The sequence below is a fragment of the Nocardia terrae genome, assembly GCF_009760405.1.
Lineage (GTDB): Bacteria > Actinomycetota > Actinomycetes > Mycobacteriales > Mycobacteriaceae > Nocardia > Nocardia terrae.
Window position 1 is genome coordinate 262,984 of record NZ_WRPP01000001.1, and the last position, 20,721, is coordinate 283,704.

A 20,721-nucleotide genomic window follows, 5' to 3' on the forward strand; every position below is an offset into this window, starting at 1 on the left:
TGCCCCAGTCAATGCCCTCGGCCCGCGCAAAGACTCAATGCGTACCGGCGGTGACCTCGCCGCGTTTGCCCGCACCCCAATGGTTGAAGACCAGGTTCAGCACGAAGACCACGATCACCGCCGAGGTGATCGGGCTGCCCGCGATCATCTGGAAGTTGGCCGGGAACTTGGTGTAGATGTTCGGCGCGACCGCCGGCAGCAGCGCCACCGACAGCGTGACCGCGATGATCAGCATGTTGTTGGTGCCCTCGAACTGCACCTTGTGCAGCACCCGCAACCCGACCGCGGTCACCATGGCGAACATGACCGTGGCCGCGCCGCCGACCACCGGACCCGGCAGCGCGGCAACCACATTGCCGACCTTGGGCACCAGGCCCAGGGCCACCAGGAAGCCACCGCAGACCGCGACCACCCAGCGGCTGCGCACACCCGTCAAGCCCACCAGACCGACGTTCTCGGCGAAGGCGGTATCGGGGAAGGAGTTCATGAATCCGGCCAGCACCGCGGACAGGCCGTCGGCGGCGAGACCACGGGCCAGATCGGCCGGTTCCAGCTCCTTGTCGACCATCTCCGACACGGCGACCATGTCGGCGGTGGACTCGGTGAAGGTCACCAGCATGACCACGCACATGGAAATGATCGCGCCGATGTGGAATTCGGGCGCACCGAAGGTGAACGGCTTGGAGATGCCGAACCAGGCCGCGGGCCCGACGTTCGACATGTCGACCAGGTGCATGGGCCACGCCACCAGCGTGCCGATGGCCATGGAGATCAACACCGCCAGCTGGCTGATCAGCCCCCGCGCGAAGCGGTGGATGACCACGATCAACGCGATCACCAGCGCCGCCAGCGCGATGTGCGAGATCTGGCCGTAGTCGGCCGATTTCGGGTCGTCCCCGGCGATCAGCCCGGCATCCGCGCCGATCAGTGACAAGCCGATCACGCAGATCACGCACCCCGACACCAGCGGTGGGAAGAATCGCACCACCGAGGCGAAGAACCGGGCGATGGCCAGGCCGAACACGCCCGACACCAGAATCGCGCCGTACACGGTCGGCAGGCCCGCCTCACCGCCGCCGAACTGCTGCGCGATCAGAATCATGGGCGAGACCACGGTGAACGTCGCGCCCGCGACCACAGGCAGTCGCACACCGAGGATCCGCCCGATCCCCACGGCCTGAATGATCGTGACAATGCCCGAAACCAGCAGATCGGCATTGACCAGCAGGCCGATGGTGTGGGCGGGCAGTTTCAGCGCCCCGCCGACCAGCAGTGGGACCGCGACCGCGCCCGCGTACATGATCGCCAGGTGCTGCAGGCCCAGCAGGACCAGCCGTGGCGGTCTGGGGATTTCGTCGACGGGATGCGGTGGCGGTTTCGGACCGGCCGTGGCGTCACCGTCATCGGGTTTGCGGGAGGGGCGCGAGAAGCGCATTTGCATGAGAAGCCTCCTGGAACACGTGGGCGACGACCAGGCAGGCCGCGACCACGACCCGAATAATGGCGCAGGAAATACCTGTCCCGCAGCAGATTGTTCGATTGTCCAGCCGTATCGGCGTGCCTAGCGGCCCTATTCGTATTTTCCTACAGAATCGGCGGCGTGTGAATTCCCGGCTATCCGATCCGCGGTCCGGGGCCGGCCCAATCGAGTCGGCCGGGTCCGTCCGCGCAGGGTCACCGATTCGCCCAGCCGCCAATGGATCTGCTCGCGGGTGGCGGCCGCGGCGATGGTGGCCGCCGAGGTCAGCACCCGCACGTCGTCGTTCTTGGCGAGCTCGCACAGCCGGGCCGCCTCGTTGACCGCGTCACCGATCACCGTGAACTCGTACCGGCGATCCGACCCGACATTGCCCGCCACCACCCGGCCCGCGGCCACCCCGATCCCCGCGTCGAATTCGGTATCCGAGTACACCAGCCGCCGCCGAATATTGCGCGCCGCCACCAGCGCCGCCCCCGCCGCATCGGAATGCGGTGCGGGAGTGCCGAATACGGCCAGTGCGGCATCGCCCTCGAACTTGTTGATCAGCCCGCCGCAGCGCTCCACCTCGTCGACCACGATCGAGAAGAAGTCGTTCAGAATCGCCACCACCTCGCTCGCCGGGCGGGTGGCGGTCATGGTGGTGGAACCGATGATGTCGATGAACAGGGCGGCCGCCTCGCATTCGGTCCCGCCCAGCTCGGGATCCCGGGTCAACGCCACCGCCGCGACATCGTGCCCGACATGCCGCCCGAACAGATCGCGCATCTTCTCGCGCTCCCGCAATCCGGTCAGCATGTGGTTGAAACCGCTTTGCAGTTCCCCCAATTCGGTGCCGTCGTACACGGTGACCGCCACCCGCAGGTCGCCGTCCTCCACCCGCCGCATGGCCGTGCGCACCGCCCGGATCGGCGCGACCGCCGCCGACAGCGTGAGCATCATGAGCAGCAGCCCGAACACCAGCGTCGCCCCGCCCAGCGCCAGCACCACGACCGCGAGCCGCTGCCCGCTCGCATGCCAGCCCGCCAGCGTCATCACCGCCACCACCATGAGCAGCGCCACCGGCATGCCGGTGCCCAGCACCCACACCACCACCGTGCGACCGAACACCCCCAGGCCGCGCCGGGGTCGCGACGGTGCGGCCTCCAGCACCCGGGCCGTGATCGGCCGCAGCGCGAACTCCGCGATCAGATAGCTGTTGGCGCACACCACGATCGCGCTGAACACGATGCCCAGCACCAGCTTCGGCACGAACCCCGGATCCGCCCGGGCGTACAGCGGCGTCAGCACCGCCAGCCCGCCGAGCCACAGCAGCGCCTGCATCATGACCAGTTTGCGGGGCACCGCCCCGGTCGCCGCCTGCTCGGGCACGGTCGGTATCTGGTCCGGGTCCCGCGACCAGTACAGCGTCCGCAATCCGAACACCGTCCCCCACCAGAACCCGACGACCAGCGCCGTGAGCGAGACCAGCGGCACCGCCACGAAATTGAGCGTCACCATGTCCGGGGTGAGCGTGTCCGGCCCCGGCAGCACGAACGCGATCAGCACCGTGGTCAGGGCCATCCCGATCAGATTCGCCACCGTCAGCCCGACGGTGAGCAGCACCTGCACCCGGATCCGCTGCATCCCGGCCTGTTCCCCGGCCGGTCCCAGCAGTCGGGACCCCCACGGCGAGGGCCCCAACGCGGCGGTCGTGACATCGTCATCGGCCATAAGCGCAGCGTAGGGGGTACGCCGCCGGAATCCCGGGACTGTCAGTGCGTGGCGGCCGGCTCCACCGCACGCGTGCCCGCCCGGCGACCCGAGTAGACGCAGTCGGCCAGCGACAGCCCACTGACATAACCGTTCGAGCAGATCCCGACCGCGGCCCGCCCCGCCGCGAACAGTCCCGGAATGCTCGCGCCGGATTCGGTGCGCACCGCGCCGGTCTCCTCGTCCACCAGCAGCCCACCCAGGGTCAGCATCGGCATCGGATAGGTGAGCCGGGACTTGAACGAAATATCCAGCAGTGCAAAGGGACCCGAGTGCAGGGGCCGTCGCAGATCGTCCGGCTTGCCCATCGGATCGGGTAGTCCCCGCTCGATGGCCCGGTTGTGCGCGTCCACCGTCCGGCGCAGCGCGGTCGGCTCGATCCCGACCCGCGCCGCGACCTCCTCGACCGTCCGCCCGGTCACACTGCCGAACTTCATCAGCCGCTCGGCCTGCATCCGCTGGAACCACACCGACTGCTTCCCGAGCTGCCGACGCGCCTCGGCGGCCAGCGTCGCATCGACGAGCAGCCAGGCCCGATGCCCCGGAGCGGCCGCGATGGCCTGACCCAGCGCCGCGCCGTAACGGGATTCGTCGATCATGCGCTGCCCATTGGCATCCACCGCGATCGAGCCGAAGAAGGCGCTGGACGGCGCGATGAACCGCCAGGTCGAGAGCACATCCATACGCCCGGTGGCCGCGCCCAGCGCCTGCGCCATGGCGATCCCGCTGCCGTCGTCACCGGCCGTGCCCAGCGGAAGCCCTTCGGCCCAGGGATAGTCCGGCGCGTGCTCGGCGACCATCGCACCGTTGGCGATGAACCCACCGGTGGTGAGAATGACTCCCGAGCGAGCCCGGATCCGTACCGGAACGCCGTAGCGCCGCTCGATGCGCGCCAACAGCGCCTGCACCGCCTTCCGCAAACCCTGGTGATACACACCGGGTTTCGACGAGATCCGAGCCAATGCGGCGAACCGTCGCCGCACGGCGAGCGGCGCACCGCCGATCGTGGTGGCCTCGACCCCGGTCACCCGCCCGTCCTCGACGACGAGCCGCGTTGCCCTGGTACCGATCTGAACCCGCACACCATGCTTCGCGGCCGACTCCGCCAACGGCCCGAACAACTTCTTTCCCGACACCCCGCGTCCGTGCGCCCGATGCCCGCGTTGCCGCGGCGTCGCCAATTCCCGGAAGCCACCGGAGTTTTCGCTACCCGAGTAGTACAGGTAGTAGTCATCGGTCGGATAGGAGGTCTTGAACGGGCACAGCGACGGCTGAAACGGCACCCCGTGCCGGGTGAGCCACTCGATCATGGCCGGCGACTCCTCGCAGAACCGCCGCAACGTCGCCTCGCTCACGGTATCGCCGACCTCGGCCCGCAGATACGCCAGCATGTTCTCGACGTCGTCCTCGACGCCCGCGGCCCGCTGCACCCACGTCCCGCCGCCCGCGTACACGATGCCGCCCGACAATGCCGTGGCCCCGCCCCCGAGATACCGGTCCAGCGCCAGCACATCGGCCCCGGATTCCCGGGCGGCCAAGGCTGCCGCGACCCCCGCGCCGCCATATCCGACCACCACGACATCGGCCGAAGAGTCCCAGGTCCGCACCGTTGCGACCACCTTCCCGCACGAAAAACCGGCTAGCACTGCCCGAATCACCGAACTATAACGCGTTCTAATTCTCCGTGTCGTCCCGCGTCGCGGCATGCGGATGCCCGGAATGCCGGTTACCGTCGAACGGGTGGCCAGCAAGTCAGCGGCGCCGGCGATCGAGATAACGGTCGGCGACCACAACGTGCGCGTGTCCAATCCGGACCGGGTGTACTTCCCCGAGACCGGAGCGACCAAGCTCGACCTGGCGCAGTACTACCTGAGCGTCGGCGACGGCATCGTCAACGCCCTCCGCGACCGCCCATGCATGCTGCACCGCTTCCCCAAGGGCCTCCCCGGCGGCAAGGTCCACCAAAAACGCCTCCCCGCGGGCGCACCCGACTGGATCCCCACCGTCCAGCTCTACTTCCCTCGCTACGGCCGCACCGCCGACGAACTGTGCGTCGACAAATTGGCCGACGTGATCTGGGCAGTCCAGATGTCGACCGTCGAATTCCACCCCTGGAACTCCCGCCGCTTCGACACCGAACTCCCCGACGAGTGGCGCATCGACCTCGACCCCATGCCCGACTGCCCGTGGTCGCGTGTCCAACGCGTGGCCGACGTGGCGCACGAGGTGCTCGACGAGTTGGGAGCCGTCGGCTGGCCGAAAACCTCCGGCGGCAAAGGCTTACACATCTACGTCCGGGTTTCCCCGACCCACGGATTTCAAGACCTCCGCCGAGCCGCCCTCGCGTTCGCCCGCGAAGTGGAACGCCGCGCCCCCTCCGACGTCACCACCGCCTGGTGGCGCAAGGACCGCGACCCGGCCCAACTCTTCGTCGACTACAACCAAAACGCGCGGGACCACACCATCGCCGCCGCCTACTCCGTGCGAGGCGTCCCGCAGGCGACGGTCTCGACCCCGGTGCGCTGGAACGAAATCCCTGATATCCACCCCGCCGACTTCACCATGAAAACCGTTCCCGCCCGCTACGCGGAACTGGGTGATCTCCATGCGGGCATCGACGAGGCAGTCTTCGACATCGACCCGCTACTCGAGTGGGCCGAACGGGACAAGATCGAAGTCGACCTCGACGAGGAACCCGGCGACTAGCGCTGGTGGCGCGGTGCATCGGGGGTGTCAGAGTTCGTCGGTGGTGATCAGTCCGTCGCGGATGGCGCGGGCGACCAATGCGGCCTTGGTGGGGGCGGAGCGGCCGACGGAGGCGTATTTGGCGCGGATGCGTTCGAGGTAGGTGTTGACCGTGCCGACTGTGATGTAGAGCTGCTGGGCCACCAGGGCTTTGGATTCGGTTTGGAACCAGGCCAGCAGGACTTCGCGTTCGCGTTGGGAGAGTTTGGGGCGGTCGTCGGCGTCGGTGCTCATGGCGCGGGCCATGGTCGGGCTGAGGTAGGGGCGGACCTCGGCGGCGGCGTGCAGGGCGGCGATGAGGTGTTCGCGGCCTTCGGTTTTGGAGAGGTAGGTGACCACGCCGAGGTCGAGGCAGTCCCGGACCAGGTGGGGTTCGGTGTGCTGGGAGTAGACGACGACGCGGTGGCCGCGGGTGCAGATGGTGGACAGGGCGGTGAGATCCGGTGCGCGCTGGTCGAATTGGAGGTCCAGGACGATCGCGTCCAGGTTGCCGCGGTCCGGGCCGGCGGAGGCGAGGAAGGCCGTTGGGTCTGGGTGGTCGGCGGCCACCAGGATGTGCGGTTCGGCGGCCGCGCACCAGCCGCGCACCCCGTCGCGGATCAGTGGGTGGTCGTCGACGATGGCGATGCGGATCATCGGGCTTCCTCCAGCTCGAAGCGGTGATGCAGTCGCGCCCAGAGCAATTCGCCCGCGGTGACCACCTCGGTGTGCACGGCGGAGTCGGTCAGGGTGGACAGGCGGTCCAGCGTCTCGACCGGGCAATCGCCCAGGGCGCTGACGGTGCAGCCGGCGGCGTCCGCGGTCACCACCACCCGCGCATGGGAACGGCTGGCGTCCAACATGATCCGCGTCGCGGCCACCAGATGACCTCGCACCGCGTCGGGCAGGTCGGGGTGGTCGGGCGCGGCCTCCACGGTGACCGCGACCCCGCGCCGTTCGGCATCGTCGATCCCGGCGCGCAGATCCGCGAGCAGCGGATGCGCGACACCGTCCTGCTGGGTGAACAGCCGCCGCAGCCGGGCATACTCGGTCCGGGCCGCCGCCTGCGTTCCCGGAGCGGCCGGATCCAGCGTGCCATCGGCCAAACCCCGTAGCAGCGGCGTGAATTCGGTCAGCAGCTCCCGATACCGCCGCAGGCACTCCTGCTCGTGCATGCGCCCGACCGCGTCGGTGGTCCGATGCCGCAACCGTTCCCGATGCAGCGCCGCCGCCTGCCGCGCCGCCCGATCCAGCGTGGCCGCGAACCAGGCGGTGAACACCTGCAGGAAGAAGATGGCCGCCGTGTGATACCCGAGCGCCGTGAGATTCTCCGCACTCGGCGCACGCCCCAGCACCACCGCGCACACCAGCACCCACCAGGCCGTCAGCGCCGACAGCGACAGTCGCGGCGGCAGCCGGAAGCCGAGCGCGACCACCGTCCACCCCGAGGCCCCGATCGACCAGTTCGCCCCCGCGAGAACGGCATCCGCCGGCAGCCACGCGGTGAGCACGAGCGACCCCGCGATCGCCGCACCCATCAACGCGAGCGTGACCGGCTCCCGGCGGCGCGGTGTCAGCGCGGCCAGCGCGCACCCCACATTGATCGCGACCAGCAGCGCGTTCACCAAGGCGGGTGGCGTCGAAGCGGCAGTGGTGAGCGTCGACTGCAGCAAGGTGTCCACCACCGCGATCCCCACCATGCCGTGGCCGAAACTCCGTCCGAGCCGCGCGATTCCCGCGCTGGTCTCCGATTCGTCGAGCGAATCGCCCTCGGCGGCAACGGTCTCGATGACGTGCCAGGTCAGCCGGATCTCGGTCCCGCTGCCGCGAACGCTGGTGATCTCGGCGCTGCCGCCCACGCCTTCCAGCCGCTCGACGATCGAATGCCGGATGCCGTAGCGATCGGCCCCGGGATCCCCGTCGAAGCCGATGCCGTTGTCGGTGATGACCAGCCGCCCCGGCGCGGCGTCGATCAGAACGCGCGACGCGTGGGCGTGCCGGTCGATATTGGTGAGCGCCTCGCGCGCCGCGGCCGTGACCGTCCACGCCAGTGCCCGCCGGATCGGCAGCGGACCCGGCGCGCGCATCGTCACCGGTGTCGCGCCTTCGGAACTCAACTCGCGCAGCAACTCCGCCAGATCGACCTCGGAGTCGTCGCCCGGCAGCGGGATGCCCGACTCCAGCACGGTGAGATCCCGCGCGGCCTGCCGGGCGATGCGTTCGGGATCCGCGGCCGCGCCCTGCCCCACCATCAACAGCGTGGCCGCCGCGGTGTCGTGCATGACCGCCCACTGCTCGTGCTCGTAGCGCCGCCGCGCGGCCGCGACCTGTCCCGCGACGCGGGAGTCCGCGGCGGCGCTCACGGTCGCGTCGTGCACGGTCGCCGCCCGCAGCACCACCCGGCGCACACCCACCGCCAGCAGCCACTCCACCACCAGATAGGCGACCGCCATATCGGACAGGAAACCCCACGGCGTGAGCCCCGGCGTCGCGCGATTGGCGTAATAGAGCAGCCCCAGGACCAGCGCGGTCACCGCGGCGGACACCCGCACGCGTTCCGCGATGCCCACCGAGATCACCGTTGCCGCCACGACTTTCACATCGATGAGGTCCTTGGTCGAGACTCCCGACGCGGCCACGCTGACCGTGCCCAGCAGATAGATCGACACCACCGCGATATCCGCGGCGGTCCACCACGGACCGAGTCGCCGCCCCCACAGCCGGCTCGCCGACCACACCGCCAGCAGCACGGTCACCGCCCGCCCCGGCCCCGGATCCGCGGCACCGCTCAGCAGATGGACGACGGTGAGCAGCAGGCAGGCCGCGTGCCGGAATCGGATGGCGAGCCACATGGCTTCCTGCGCGACCGCGGCATGGGTCGGGTCGGCGTCGCGCGGCACCCGGACACGGTACCGAACCGAATCCGAACCAGCATGGCATCGCCGTCGGAAGGTGCGCTGTCCGTCGAACGCACGACAGACAGACCCGTCCGGCTCGGGAATCGTCTGATGGTGCGGAGTGGTGTCGGGTCCGGCCCGTGCCACTGCCGCGCCCGCGGCCGTTGGCGGGCGGGGAGTCAACGGCCGCCGGGGTAACCGCCCGGCCTCCCGGGTTTCCCGCCGCCGACCGCATACGCTGTCGAGTGATTTCGAACAGGTAGTCCTCCCTATCACGACGCTGTCTTAGGAAGAGGCCCCATGAGTAGCGAAATCCTCAACCTCGGCTCGTCCGCACTGGACCTGACGAGCACCGTCACCGGCATCGTCGCGAACGTCGTCGGCATCCTGCGGGCCTTCATCCCGCTCTGATCCGCAGTAGGCTCGGCCTTGGACGGGAGATGACTCGAGCCGGCGCAGGAGGCGCGGGATGGCGTGGTTCATCGCACCGGAATATTGGTTCGCGCGGCAGGTGCTCGAGCGCGGGGTGGCCGTCGTGTACGTGCTCGCGTTCGTGGCGGCGGCCCGGCAGTTCAAGGCGCTGATCGGGGCGGACGGCATGTTGCCGGTCCCGCGCTACCTGGCCCGGCGGCCGTTTCGGGTGGCTCCGAGCGTGTTCCAGTGGCACTACTCCGACCGGTTCTTCGCGATCGTCGCGTGGGGCGGGGCGGTGGTGTCGGCGGCCCTGGTCGGTGGCGCGGCCGATGTCGTTCCGCTGTGGGCGGCGATGGCGCTCTGGCTGCTGGTCTGGGTCCTGTACCTGTCGATCGTCAATGTGGGTCAGGTCTGGTACTCCTTCGGCTGGGAATCCCTGCTGCTCGAGGCCGGTTTCCTGGTGATCTTCCTCGGCAACGACTCGGTGGCCCCGCCGGTGCTGGTGGTGTGGCTGGCCCGCTGGCTGGTGTTCCGGGTCGAGTTCGGGGCCGGGTTGATCAAGCTGCGCGGCGATCGCTGCTGGCGGGATCTGACCGCGCTCTACTACCACCACGAAACGCAGCCGATGCCCGGGCCGTTGAGCTGGTTGTTCCACCATCTGCCGAAACCGTTGCACCGGATCGAGGCCGCGGCCAATCATGTCGTGCAATTGGTGGTTCCCTTCGGCCTGTTCGCGCCGCAACCGGTGGCGAGCGTGGCCGCGGCGATCATCGTCGTGACCCAGTTGTGGCTGGTGCTGTCGGGCAACTTCGCGTGGCTGAACTGGCTGACGATCATCCTGGCCTGGTCGGCCATCTCGGATTCCTCAGCGGCGCGGCTGTTTCCGGTCCCTGGCGCGCCCGATATGGGCCGCGGGCCGCTGTGGTTCACGGTGCTCGGGGTGGTGTTCGCTGTCGTCACCGTGGTGCTCAGCTACCTGCCGGTCCGCAATATGTTGTCGCGTCGGCAGCGAATGAACCAGTCCTACAATCCTTTTCACCTCATCAATACCTTCGGGGCGTTCGGCAGCATCGACCGCGTTCGCTACGAGGTGGTGGTCGAAGGAACCGATGAGACGGTGCTGACCGAGCACACGCACTGGTCGGAGTACGAGTTCAAGGGCAAACCCGGTGACCCGCACCGGCTTCCGCGCCAGTGGGCTCCCTACCATCTACGCCTGGACTGGATGCTGTGGTTCGCGGCGCACTCGCCGACCTATGCGCGGCCCTGGTTCCCCGAATTCCTGGAGCGCCTGCTGCGCAACGATCCCGCGACCCTGCGCCTGCTGCGCCGCAACCCGTTCCCCGATGCGCCGCCGAGATTCGTGCGGGCCCGACTCTACGAGTACCGCTTCAGCACCGTCCGCGAATTGCGGGATACCCGGGCCTGGTGGGTACGCGGCCTGGTCAGCGAATACGCGCCGCCGCTCGCTTCGAGACGCGCGCCGCTCGCGCGGCGGACATAATGCGGCATGGGATTTTTCCGGCCGCGCTGTCCGGTGGGCGAGATGGAGCGGATCTGGGTCGAGGAGATGCTGCGCTGGTGCGTGGCGGAATTCGGGACCAGGACCCTGAAGGCCCCGGTGGTGCTGCCGACCGGTGACTTCTTCCCCGGCGCCTACAGCGGGACCGAATCGCAGGTGCTGTCGGTGGTCGAGCGGGTGGCCCGGTACATGGGTGTGGCCCGGGATCGCATTGTGGTGGAGATGGATTCGGCTGGCGGGCTGCCCCCGGAGCAGCTCGCGTTCCTCGAGGGTTCCACGCGCGGGGAGGCCGGGCACTATCGGCTCGAGCACGGCCGCGCGGTGGTGTCGCTGGAGTTGGCGCGCCTGCGCTCACCGGTCACGCTGGTCGCGACCGTCGCCCACGAGCTGGCCCACGAACGGCTGCTGGGGGAGCGGCGGATCGACCCGAGCCGCCACGACGGCGAGCAGCTCACCGATCTGGCCACCGTCTTCCTCGGGCTGGGCGTGTTCAATGCCAATGCGGCCTTCCAGTTCTCGCAGAACAGCCGCGGGTGGCGTTCCCAGCGCCTGGGCTACCTCTCCCAGCCGATGTACGGTTACGCGCTGGCCTGCTGGACCGTCATGCGCGGGGATCCGAAACCGGTGTGGGCACACCATCTCGATACGAATCCCCGCGTCTACATGAAACAGTCCCTCAAATATCTGCGTGCCAACAGCGATGCCCTGCACGAATGGCATTCCGCCGCGTTCGAATCCTGACGCGGCTACACGGCGGTGCTGCTCGGGCTGCCGTTCTCCAGGTGACCGGCGAAGTGCCGGTGCCAGTTGCCGTTTCCGGACAGGCTGAGGGTCAGGTCGTACCAGCCCTGGTCCAGCGGTGCGGTGAACTCGTGCTTGGATCCGGCGTCGATGGTCGTGGCGGAGCCCCCGCCGACCTGGACGGTCAGCGCGGAGCCGCCGGAATTGCTCACCGTCACCACGAAAGTGGGCTGATCGGCGCTGCCGCCGATCGCGGCCGTCGCGGTCAGCGCCGCGGTGTCGGCGGAACCCGAAGCCTCGACCAGGAATCCGTTGGGCGCGTGCACCGCGAAGTCGTAGCTGCCGCCGATCTGGAAGCGTTCCTGCGCGCCACCCTGGGCTACCACCGTTTGGCGGATCGAATTGTCGTGGTAGGCAAAGGTTTGGAACGGCATCGGCACCGAGCCCTGATTGCCGAACCTGACCGTCGCGGCCGAACCGGCGATCTCGAGCCACGCGACGGGCTGATACGGCAGCGGCCGGGCCTTGGCACGGCCCCCGTCCTGCACCGGCATCTGCTGCCCGGCGGGTGAGGGCGGGGTGGGCTTGGGCAGGTTCGGCTGGCCGCCCGCGCGGGCGCGCTCGGCATCGGCGTCGGGCAGGGTGGGAATGCTGGTGTCGCGCTTGCCGAAATCGAAGCAGCTGGTGAGGTCGCCGCACACCGCGCGCCGCCAGGCCGAGATATTGGGCTCGGCGACCCCGGTCCACTGTTCGAGGAAGCGCAGCACCGAGGTGTGGTCGAACACTTGGGAATTCACGTAGCCGCCGCGACTCCACGGCGAGATGACCAGCATCGGCACCCGCGGTCCCAGGCCGATCGGCGACTGCCCGCCCAGCAGCGTCCCGGCCCGGCTGATCAGGGTGTCCATGGCCGCCGAGCCCGAGGACAGGCCGAGGGTCGCCGAGCCGGAACTCAGGTCGGTGCCGGTGATTTCGAGCGACGGCAGGATCTCGTCCGGGGTGCCCGGCGGTGCGGTCGGCGGCACCACGTGGTCGAAGAAGCCGTCGTTCTCGTCGTAGTTGACCAGCAGGACCGTCGACTCCCACAGTTTCGGGTTGTCCCACAGGGCTTTCAGCACCCGCTGGATGTAGGCCGCGCCGTCCGCGGGCCGGTAGGCGGGGTGCTCGGAGTAGCCGGCGGGCGCGACCACCCAGGAGACCTGCGGCAGGGTGCCCGCGGCGCAGTCGGAAATGAACTGCTGCAGAACGTAATCGACATTGGTGCCGTCGGTACCGGCCGGTGCGGGCTGCATGCCGGCGGTGGTCACGTTGGCGCGGTCGGCCAGCTGGCGGACGGCGGGATCGGAGGATTTCGCGGCGTCGTGGTAGGCCTGGAACAGCCACAGCGGGTTGTCGCCGAAGTCGGCGAGGAACGCGCCGCCGCTGTGCGAGTCGGCGTACACCTGCCACGAGATTCCGGCCTGCTGCAGGCGTTCGGGATAGGTGGTCCAGCCGTACACCGGCCGATAGTCCGGGGGATTGGACACCGCCGGGCCGCCCGCGCGCCCGGCCGCGTCGATGGTGCCGGTCCAGTGGAACAGCCGATTCGGCGTGGTGGGGCCCTGGATCGAGCAGAAGTAGTGGTCGCAGATGGTGAACGCGGAGGCCAGCGCGCGATGGAACGGAATGTCGGCCTCGGTGAAGTAGCCCATGGTCATCTTGGACTTGGCCGCGATCCAGGAGTGATACGCGCCGTCGGCCCACGCCATGTGCGTGGTGTTCCAGTCGTGGGCGAGATCGCCCATGTCCTGTCCGTCGAAGCGGGAGGTGTCGACATGCCAGGGGAGCAGGAATCCGGTGCTGGAGAACGCATCCGGCTGATGGAACGCGTCGCGGGCGTCGCCGCCTGCGGAGCCGCTGCCGGAGCCGCTGCCCGACCCGCTGGCCGACCCGCTCGCCGATCCGCTGGCGCTGCCGGTGCCCGCCGAGCCGCTGCCGAGATCGGTGCCGGGGCCGCCCGCCAGCGCGGTGTCCATGGCCGCCTGCAGGATCGGGTCGTAGCCGCCCGCGGGCAGTCGCACCGCCCGCTTGTCGCCGAAACCTCGGACGCCGCTCATGGTTCCGAAGTAGTGATCGAAGGAACGGTTCTCCTGCATCAGGATCACCACGTGCTGCACCTGATCCAGCGACCCCGAGCGGCCGGGTTCCGCCAGCGCCTCCGCCATGCCGTCGGGCAGCCCGGTCACCCCGGCCGCGCCCGCGGCCAGCATCGACCCCAGCACCGTCCGCCGATTCGTCCTGGCGAATCCACGCCCCATCAGCAATCTCCGATCCGTTGGTCTGTTCCCAGCCTCGCGGCGCGGGAGACGCTACCGGCACTCGCCCCATGAAGTTGGTCAAATGATCATCTCTGGGTCACTTGGCGATGCCACCGTGGTCGGGTGCGGATGGAGACGGTGCGCGACGGCGAAGAGTCGGCGCGGACACCCCGGGCGGTGCGCTGGTTCCACCTGATGTGCGACCGGGTGGTGATGCTGCTGCCCGCCGGGTTGCGGCGGCACGTCGCGCCGACCTTCGTCGGATACCTGCTGGTGAGCGGATGCACCTTCACCGTGGATCTGCTGATCCTCACCGCACTGCACGGCGTGGTGGCGTTGCCGATCGCCGTAACCGGGGGCTACTGCACAGCTTTCGGCCTGAGCTATCTGCTCAACCGAACCCTCAATTTCGAGTCGCACGGGGCGGTCGGGCCGCAGGTCGCGGTGTATGTCGTTGTGGTCGTGGTCAATTACCTGCTGTTCATCCTCGGCGTGACCAGCGGGGTCGCCGCCCTGGGACTCGACTATCGTCTGGCCCGGATCCTCGGCGGCCTCGGCGAGGGGCTGTTCATGTACTCGGCGATGCGCTGGATCGTCTTCCGGAACTGGACGCTGCCCGGCCGCCGATAGCGAGCCCGGCCGCGAGGGCGAGGCCGACGCCGCCGGAGATCAGCAGCGGGATTCGGCCGTCGCCGTGCCAGGCCAGGCCGGCCCACAGCCCGGCGACCAGGATGGCCCCGCCGCTCAGTCCTTGATAGAGGCCCTGGGCGGTGGATTGGCGGGCAACCGGGGTGAGGTCGGCGATCCAGGCCTTGCCCACGCCGTCGGTCGCGGCGGCGAAACCGCCGTAGATCGGCAGCACCAGGAAGACCCAGACCGGCGTGGACACCAGTCCCAGACCCAGATAGCCGACGGCGAAACACGCCAGCCCGGCGGCGAACACGAGGTGGCGGGGCAGTCGGTCCGAGAGCGCGCCCGCGGGATAGGCGAGCAGGGCGTAGGCCAGGTTGTAGACGATGTAGGCGGCGATCACCCCGGCCACCGACAATCCGAGTTGATGGGCCCGAAGCAGTAGCAGCGAGTCCGGGAAGTTCACCAGTGAGAACAACGTCAGTAGTCCGATGAGGCCCTTCAGGCGCCCCGGCAGCGGTTCCGGCGTCGTCGAGGTGACCACTTCGGGACCGGAAGTGACTGGTGTGGAAGGTTTTTCGCGGACCGCCGCGATCAGCGCCACCGCGGCGAGGGCGGGCACGACCGCGATCCACAGCAGAGGCCGCATCCGATGGTCGAGCAGTTCGTACAGGGCCAGCCCGAGCGCGGGGCCCAGCACCGCGCCCGCGGTGTCCGCGGCGCGGTGCAGCCCGAAGATCTTGCCCTTGGCGGCCGGGTCGGCGTCGACCATGAGCAGGGCGTCGCGCGGCGCGCTGCGCACACCCTTGCCGAAGCGGTCCACGCATCGTCCGGCGAGCACGATCGGCCAGACGACCGCCACGGCGACAAGGACTTTGCCGACCGCGGCCAGCGCGTAGCCGAGCGCGATGAGCGGGCGTTTGCGGCGGCGATCGCCGAGCCGCCCGGCCACGATCTTGGTGGCCGCCGCGGCGGCCTCGGCCAGCCCCTCCACCACCCCGACCGCGGCCACGGGCGCGCCCAGGATCGTGGTCAGGAAGATCGGCAGGATCGGGTACACCAGTTCGCTCGCGGTGTCGGCGAGAAAGCTGACCCCGCACAGGACTCGGAGGTTCGGGGTCAGCCACGTGGGCAGGCGCGTGGAGGTACCGGATTCGGTGGCCATGTCGGCACCGTACCGGCGCGCACCCGTTCGGTCGCGGGAACTTCGGCCATCGCGAGCGGGTCCTCGGACTCTGATCGACGCGGGAGGCGCGCTGCGATCGTCGAGGTCGAACCGGTCGTCGGGACCGGTGCGAATTCGAAGGAGTCGAGCTCGATGGACATGAACGCCGACATGGCCATGACCGGCCGGTGACCACGCCGATATGGACTGGCAGGTAGGTATGGCTTACCTTCACACGGTGAGCGTTGCCGAGGCTGTGCCTAATCTGCTGATCTGCCTGCGGGAGGGACTCGAGGCGGGTCTCGTGGTCACCATCCTGCTGGCCGCCGTGCGCCGGCTGTCCACACCCGAGCGACCGGTCGCGACCACGCCCGTCTGGCTGGGTGTGCTCGGGGCGGTGTCGGTGGCGGCCAGTTTCGCGGCCGTGCTGACCTATTCGACCGCGGCGCTGACCAGTTCGGCGCGCGCGGCGGTCGCGGGCGTGCTGAGCGTGCTGGCCGTGGGACTGGTCACGGCCATGATCTTCTGGATGCGGCGCACCGGCGCCTCGCTGTCGGGGCAGTTGCGGGGCGAGGTGGCGCGGGCCGCCGGGCTGGGCGCGGGCGTGCTGGCGGTGACGGCGTTCCTGGCCGTCGGGCGCGAGGGGCTCGAGACCACGCTGTTCGTGTGGACCGCCGTCAAGGCGGCCGGATCCACGGCCGCGCCGGTGGTGGGCGCGGCGGTCGGACTGGTGATCGCGTTCGCGCTGTGCTGGTTGCTGTTCCGGCAGTCGGTGCGGCTGAACCTCGGCGTCTTCTTCAATCGGACCGCGGTGCTGCTCATCGTGATCGCCGCGGGCGTGCTCGCCTACGGGCTGGGTGATCTGCAGGAGGCGGGCTGGCTGCCGGGTGCGCGCTGGATCGCCTTCGACCTGACCGCGCACGTGGACCCGAACTCCTGGTGGGTCTCGATCATCACCGGGATCACCAATCTGTCGCCGAAGATGACGGTGCTGCAGGTGGTCGCGTGGCTCGCCTACCTGGGCACGGTGATTCCGCTGTTCATGCGCGCGGGCCGGGCACAGGCTCCCGCGCCCGCCGCACCCGAGCCGGACACCGAACCCGCGCACGCGGATTGGTGGGAGCGGATCGCCGGACCGCGTCCGGTGCTGGTCGGAGCCGTGCTGGTGCTGGTTCCGGTGCTCGCGGCCGGAATCGCGATCGCGCTGCTGCCGTCCGCGGATTCGAGCGGCGCGCGCACGGTCACCGTCACCGCCGCCGCATGCGCTCCGGAATGGACGTCCGCGCGCACCGGCACGCAGACCATCTCGGTGCACAATTCGTCGGGCAAGTCCGGTGAGATCGATCTGGTCAATGCCGACGGCGCGATCGTGGGTGAGATCGAGAACATCGGTCCCGGCACCACCGCCGAGCTGACCGCGACCCTGAATCCGGGCAGCTACACCATCGTCTGCCTGATGTCGGGCAGCCCGTCGCTGTCCTCGCCGCGCGTGCAGGCCACCGGGCCGCAGACCGACGCGCCGCCGGCGTTCAAACCCGCTCGCACCAGCGATCTTCGGGCTCCCAATGACGCCTACCAGGCGTATGTGCGGCAGGTGCTGACCCGGCTCACCGGCGCGGTCGGCTCTATCGGCCGGGATCTGAGGGCGAACAATCTGCCCGCCGCGCAGGCCGATTGGCTGCTCGCGCAGCAGGAGTGGGAGCGGGTCGGCGCGTCCTACAACAGCTTCGGCGATGCCGGGACCAAGGTGTCCGGACTGCCCTCGGGACTGCCCGGCGGTGTCGCCGATCCGGATTTCACCGGTCTGCACCGGCTGGAGTACGGGCTGTGGCACGGGCAGGGCACGGATCAACTGCTGCCCGTGGTCGATCGGCTCGGCGCCGATATCGCCGCGATCGGGGACAACCTGACCAGCACCGATATCGCGGGCGATCCGACCACCCTGCCCGTTCGCGCGCACGAGATCCTGGAAGACGCGCTGCGCGACCATCTCTCGGGGCTGGACGATCTGGGCGGCGGCGCCGCCTATCCGATGACGCTGGCCGATGTCGAGGTCACCCGGGTCGTGCTCGATCAGCTCGGCGCGCCGCTGGACGAGCGCGACCCGAAGCTGCGGCCCGAGTTGAACGCGAAGCTCGACCGGCTGCGCACGGCGCTGCTGGCCACCCAGGACAACGGCCGCTGGCGCGCCCCCGCGCAGACGCCGCAGGCGAACCGGCAGGCGGTGCTCGCCGCGATCGGTGCCGCGCTGGAATCGCTGGATCGCGTGCCGCGGCTGCTGGAAACCCGAGCGAACTGACTCCCACGAAGGACACCACACCATGACTGTCAGCCGCCGACGCTTCCTCTCCGGCGCCGCCACGGGCGCGGCCGGGACCGCTCTGACCGCGGGCGTGCTCGCCGAGGGCGCCCGGGTCGACGCCGCCGCCGCGGGCGGGCCCGCCACGGCCACACCGGTTTTCCCGTTCCACGGGGAGCATCAGTCGGGCATTCTCACGCCCGCCCCGGCCGGGAAGCAGAACGCCTCGTGCTTCGCGGCCTTCGATGTCACCGCCGCCGGTCGAGCGGAGCTGACCGAGCTCATGAAGACGCTCACCGTCCGCGCCCGCGCGCTGACCGCCGGTGGTCCGCCGCCGGATCTGGGAGTCGGTGAGCCGCCCGCCGACAGCGCGGTGCTGGGTCCGGACATCCCCGCGGACGGGCTCACCGTCACCACCGGTGTCGGGGCGAGCCTGTTCGACCAGCGCTTCGGGCTCGCCGATCGCAAGCCCGCGCACCTCACGCCCATGCGGACCTTCCCCGACGACTCGCCCGATCCGGCCTGGATGCACGGCGACCTGCTCATCCAGTTCTGCGCGCACAACCCCGATACCGTGCACCACGCCATTCGCGACATCACCCGGCATACGCGCGGAGCGCTCCAATTGCGCTGGAAAATCCAGGGATACAACTCCCCGGCCCGCCCGTCGGGCACCGGCCGCAATCTGCTCGGCTTCAAGGACGGCACGGCCAATCCGGTCGGGTCGAAGGCGTCGGAGCTGATCTGGGTCGACAGCCTCGACGAGCCCGCCTGGACCAAGGGCGGCACCTACCAGGTGGTGAGGCTCATTCGCATGCTGGTCGAATTCTGGGATCGGGTCTCGATCGCGGAGCAGGAGAACATGTTCGGGCGGCGGCGCGAGTCGGGCGCGCCGCTGGACGGCACCAAGGAAACCGATATCCCGAACTTCGCGGCGGATCCGGATTCCACGGTCACCCCGGCCAAGGCCCATATCCGCCTGGCCAATCCGCGCACCCCGGAGACCGACAACCAGCAGCTGCTGCGGCGCTCCTACAACTACGACCTCGGCATCGACCCCAACGGCAACATGTCGGCGGGACACATCTTCACCTGCTTCCAGCAGGACATCCAGCGCCAGTTCGAGACGATCCAAACCCGTTTGGCCGGTGAGCCTTTGACCGACTACGTGCAGCCCTTCGGGGGCGGGTACTTCTTCACCCTGCCCGGCGTCCGCGATGACCGGGACTGGTACGCCCGCACGCTGCTGAGCTGATCACGCCGTCAGCACCGTGTGAATTCGATTGCCGGGGTCGATGGTTCGGCGCAGCTTCGCCAGGCGCGGATAGTTCTGGCCGTAGTAGCGGGCCAGGGCATCGCCGGGTTCGAGGTAGTTGGCGTACGCGCCCGCCGAGACCGGCGCGAAGAGCTTGTGCGCCGCGGTGACCCAGTTCAGTGCGGTGTCGTGCGGGATCGGTTGGTAGGCGCCCCATTCGACCAGGGCGGCGTGGAAGCGCCAGGGGAACGCGGTGGCGGTGGGGCCGGTGTCGCGGATCGCACCGTCGAGGGTGTTGATCTGGACCCAACCGGTGCCGCCCGCCCGGGAGAAGGTGGTGATGGCCTCGATGATGCGGTCGATGGCGTCGGGAGTGAGATCGGTGACGACGTCGGAGCCGTTGGTGAAACTCGCGCGGGGCATGGTGGGCGCGCCGCCCGCGAGTTGCGTGATGGCGTCCATGTGCTCGAGGGTTTGGGTGTCGAGGGTCAGCGGATGCACGCCGATCGCGTCGGTCAGCGAGGCGGCGGCCCGAGGACCGGTTCCGGCCGGGCAGACCATTTGCATCCAGCAGTCCACGTTGCCGTCGCCGTCGGCGTCGATGCTCACATCGGCCCACTGGCCGCGGTCGGCGGAGCGCAGCCAGGTGGACCATCCGGCGATCACCCGGGCCGCTTTCTCGCCCGGGAAGGTCAGCTGGACAAGGTCTTTCGGGGTCGCCGGGATGGTGTCGAAGGTGAGGGAGGTGACCACGCCGAACAGCGAACCGCCGCCGCGCAATGCCCAGAACAGGTCCGGTCGGGAGGTGGCCGAGACCTCCGCGACGGTGCCGTCGGGCAGCACCAGAGTCGCGCCGGTGAGCCGGTCACAGGTGAGGCCGTAGGAGCGGGATTCGAAGCCGAGGCCGCCGCCGAGCGTGAGCCCGGTGATGCCGACATCGGGGCACATGCCGGTCGGAATGGCCAGACCCGACCGGTCGAGTTCGCGGTAGACCTCGTAGAGCGTGTGGCCGGGGCCGATAATCGCCTGCCCGGCATTGACATTCACGCCGGTGAGCTGCCGGACGTCGATGATCAGGGCGTCGGTCGCGGTCGAGACCCCGGCGTAGGAGTGGCCGCCGGCGCGCGCGGCCACCGGGAGGTGATACTTCGCGGCGAAGGCCAGGGCAGCCACCACATCATCGGTGTTCGCGACTTGCACTACGGCGGCGGGTGTTTCGTTGTCGAAGCGGGTGTTGAATACCTGCTTCGCCGATCCGTAGTCGACGTCACCGACGCGGACCACGCGGCCTCGGATCCGGCGCTCCAGCTTGGTCCAATTCGGTTTCGCCACAGCCGGACCGGAGGAGTTCGAGACCGGATCGGCGTCGGAATGGCCGGTCAATCCCCACCCGGCCAGCGCGATTCCGGCCGCCCCGCACAGGAAGGCGCCGCGCGAGAAGCCGCCGCCCGCGGCGCCCGTGATCGGGTTGGCCCTCGCTCTGCGCATGTATCCTCCAGTCCGGGTCGCGAGCCGGAAAAATACCATGTCGAGTAATTGTGCCGAGCC

General features: G+C 69.4%; 14 protein-coding genes. 6 read left to right on the plus strand and 8 right to left on the minus strand.

The window, feature by feature from the left end; translation table 11 throughout:
* Positions 1 to 34 precede the first annotated feature (34 nt).
* From GPX89_RS01125 to GPX89_RS01135, 3 genes are all read right to left on the minus strand, one after another.
* Positions 35 to 1,441 (minus strand): nucleobase:cation symporter-2 family protein, encoded by a 1,407-nt coding sequence (locus GPX89_RS01125; RefSeq protein ID WP_235946620.1) that lies wholly within the window; start codon positions 1,439 to 1,441, stop codon positions 35 to 37.
* A gap of 129 nt (positions 1,442 to 1,570) precedes the next feature.
* Positions 1,571 to 3,190 carry an adenylate/guanylate cyclase domain-containing protein gene (locus GPX89_RS01130; protein ID WP_157354630.1) on the minus strand — a complete coding sequence of 540 codons (1,620 nt, stop codon included), beginning with the start codon at positions 3,188 to 3,190 and terminating at the stop codon, positions 1,571 to 1,573.
* A 41-nt stretch (positions 3,191 to 3,231) separates the two neighbouring features.
* Positions 3,232 to 4,836 carry an FAD-binding protein gene (locus GPX89_RS01135; protein ID WP_328601401.1) on the minus strand — a complete coding sequence of 535 codons (1,605 nt, stop codon included), beginning with the start codon at positions 4,834 to 4,836 and terminating at the stop codon, positions 3,232 to 3,234.
* A 133-nt stretch (positions 4,837 to 4,969) separates the two neighbouring features.
* Here GPX89_RS01135 and ligD point away from each other — a divergent pair, with 133 nt between their 5' ends.
* Positions 4,970 to 5,935 carry a non-homologous end-joining DNA ligase gene (ligD, locus tag GPX89_RS01140; RefSeq protein ID WP_328601402.1) on the plus strand — a complete coding sequence of 322 codons (966 nt, stop codon included), beginning with the start codon at positions 4,970 to 4,972 and terminating at the stop codon, positions 5,933 to 5,935.
* 27 nt (positions 5,936 to 5,962) lie between these two features.
* Here the strand turns inward: ligD and GPX89_RS01145 are convergent, their stop codons facing one another.
* Positions 5,963 to 6,610: a response regulator gene (locus GPX89_RS01145; protein WP_157354632.1), complete on the minus strand. Its 648-nt coding sequence runs from the start codon at positions 6,608 to 6,610 to the stop codon at positions 5,963 to 5,965.
* Complete coding sequence (locus GPX89_RS01150; RefSeq protein WP_157354633.1) at positions 6,607 to 8,853, minus strand: sensor histidine kinase; 2,247 nt, start codon at positions 8,851 to 8,853, stop codon at positions 6,607 to 6,609. Before GPX89_RS01150 ends, GPX89_RS01145 begins: the two co-directional genes overlap by 4 nt.
* A gap of 466 nt (positions 8,854 to 9,319) precedes the next feature.
* Between GPX89_RS01150 and GPX89_RS01155 the strand changes: the two genes are divergently transcribed.
* Together GPX89_RS01155 and GPX89_RS01160 are read left to right on the plus strand one after the other, a co-directional pair.
* The gene (locus tag GPX89_RS01155; protein ID WP_157354634.1) at positions 9,320 to 10,768 is read left to right on the plus strand and encodes a lipase maturation factor family protein; all 1,449 of its coding nucleotides are present in this window, start codon (positions 9,320 to 9,322) and stop codon (positions 10,766 to 10,768) included.
* Positions 10,769 to 10,810: 42 nt separating this feature from the next.
* Positions 10,811 to 11,527, plus strand: a complete 717-nt coding sequence (locus tag GPX89_RS01160) for a hypothetical protein (RefSeq protein WP_157354635.1) — start codon at positions 10,811 to 10,813, stop codon at positions 11,525 to 11,527.
* Positions 11,528 to 11,532: 5 nt separating this feature from the next.
* Here the strand turns inward: GPX89_RS01160 and GPX89_RS01165 are convergent, their stop codons facing one another.
* A complete protein-coding gene (locus GPX89_RS01165) occupies positions 11,533 to 13,824 on the minus strand; it encodes a phosphocholine-specific phospholipase C (protein WP_157354636.1) in 2,292 nt (763 codons plus the stop codon).
* A gap of 129 nt (positions 13,825 to 13,953) precedes the next feature.
* On the opposite strand from GPX89_RS01165, the gene GPX89_RS01170 reads away from it, so the two are divergent.
* Complete coding sequence (locus GPX89_RS01170; protein WP_235946759.1) at positions 13,954 to 14,454, plus strand: GtrA family protein; 501 nt, start codon at positions 13,954 to 13,956, stop codon at positions 14,452 to 14,454.
* On the opposite strand, the gene GPX89_RS01175 is transcribed toward GPX89_RS01170, so the two are convergent.
* Complete coding sequence (locus tag GPX89_RS01175) at positions 14,393 to 15,619, minus strand: MFS transporter (protein WP_157354637.1); 1,227 nt, start codon at positions 15,617 to 15,619, stop codon at positions 14,393 to 14,395. The genes GPX89_RS01170 and GPX89_RS01175 overlap by 62 nt on opposite strands.
* A gap of 238 nt (positions 15,620 to 15,857) precedes the next feature.
* Here GPX89_RS01175 and efeU point away from each other — a divergent pair, with 238 nt between their 5' ends.
* Both efeU and efeB read left to right on the plus strand, forming a co-directional pair.
* Positions 15,858 to 17,918, plus strand: coding sequence for an iron uptake transporter permease EfeU (efeU, locus tag GPX89_RS01180; RefSeq protein WP_328601403.1), 2,061 nt, complete (start codon positions 15,858 to 15,860; stop codon positions 17,916 to 17,918).
* A 22-nt stretch (positions 17,919 to 17,940) separates the two neighbouring features.
* Positions 17,941 to 19,173, plus strand: a complete 1,233-nt coding sequence (gene efeB, locus GPX89_RS01185) for an iron uptake transporter deferrochelatase/peroxidase subunit (protein WP_157354639.1) — start codon at positions 17,941 to 17,943, stop codon at positions 19,171 to 19,173.
* On the opposite strand, the gene GPX89_RS01190 is transcribed toward efeB, so the two are convergent.
* Entirely contained in the window at positions 19,174 to 20,661 is a 1,488-nt protein-coding gene (locus tag GPX89_RS01190; protein WP_198347214.1) for an FAD-binding oxidoreductase, read from the minus strand.
* Between the last annotated feature and the right edge of the window lie 60 nt (positions 20,662 to 20,721).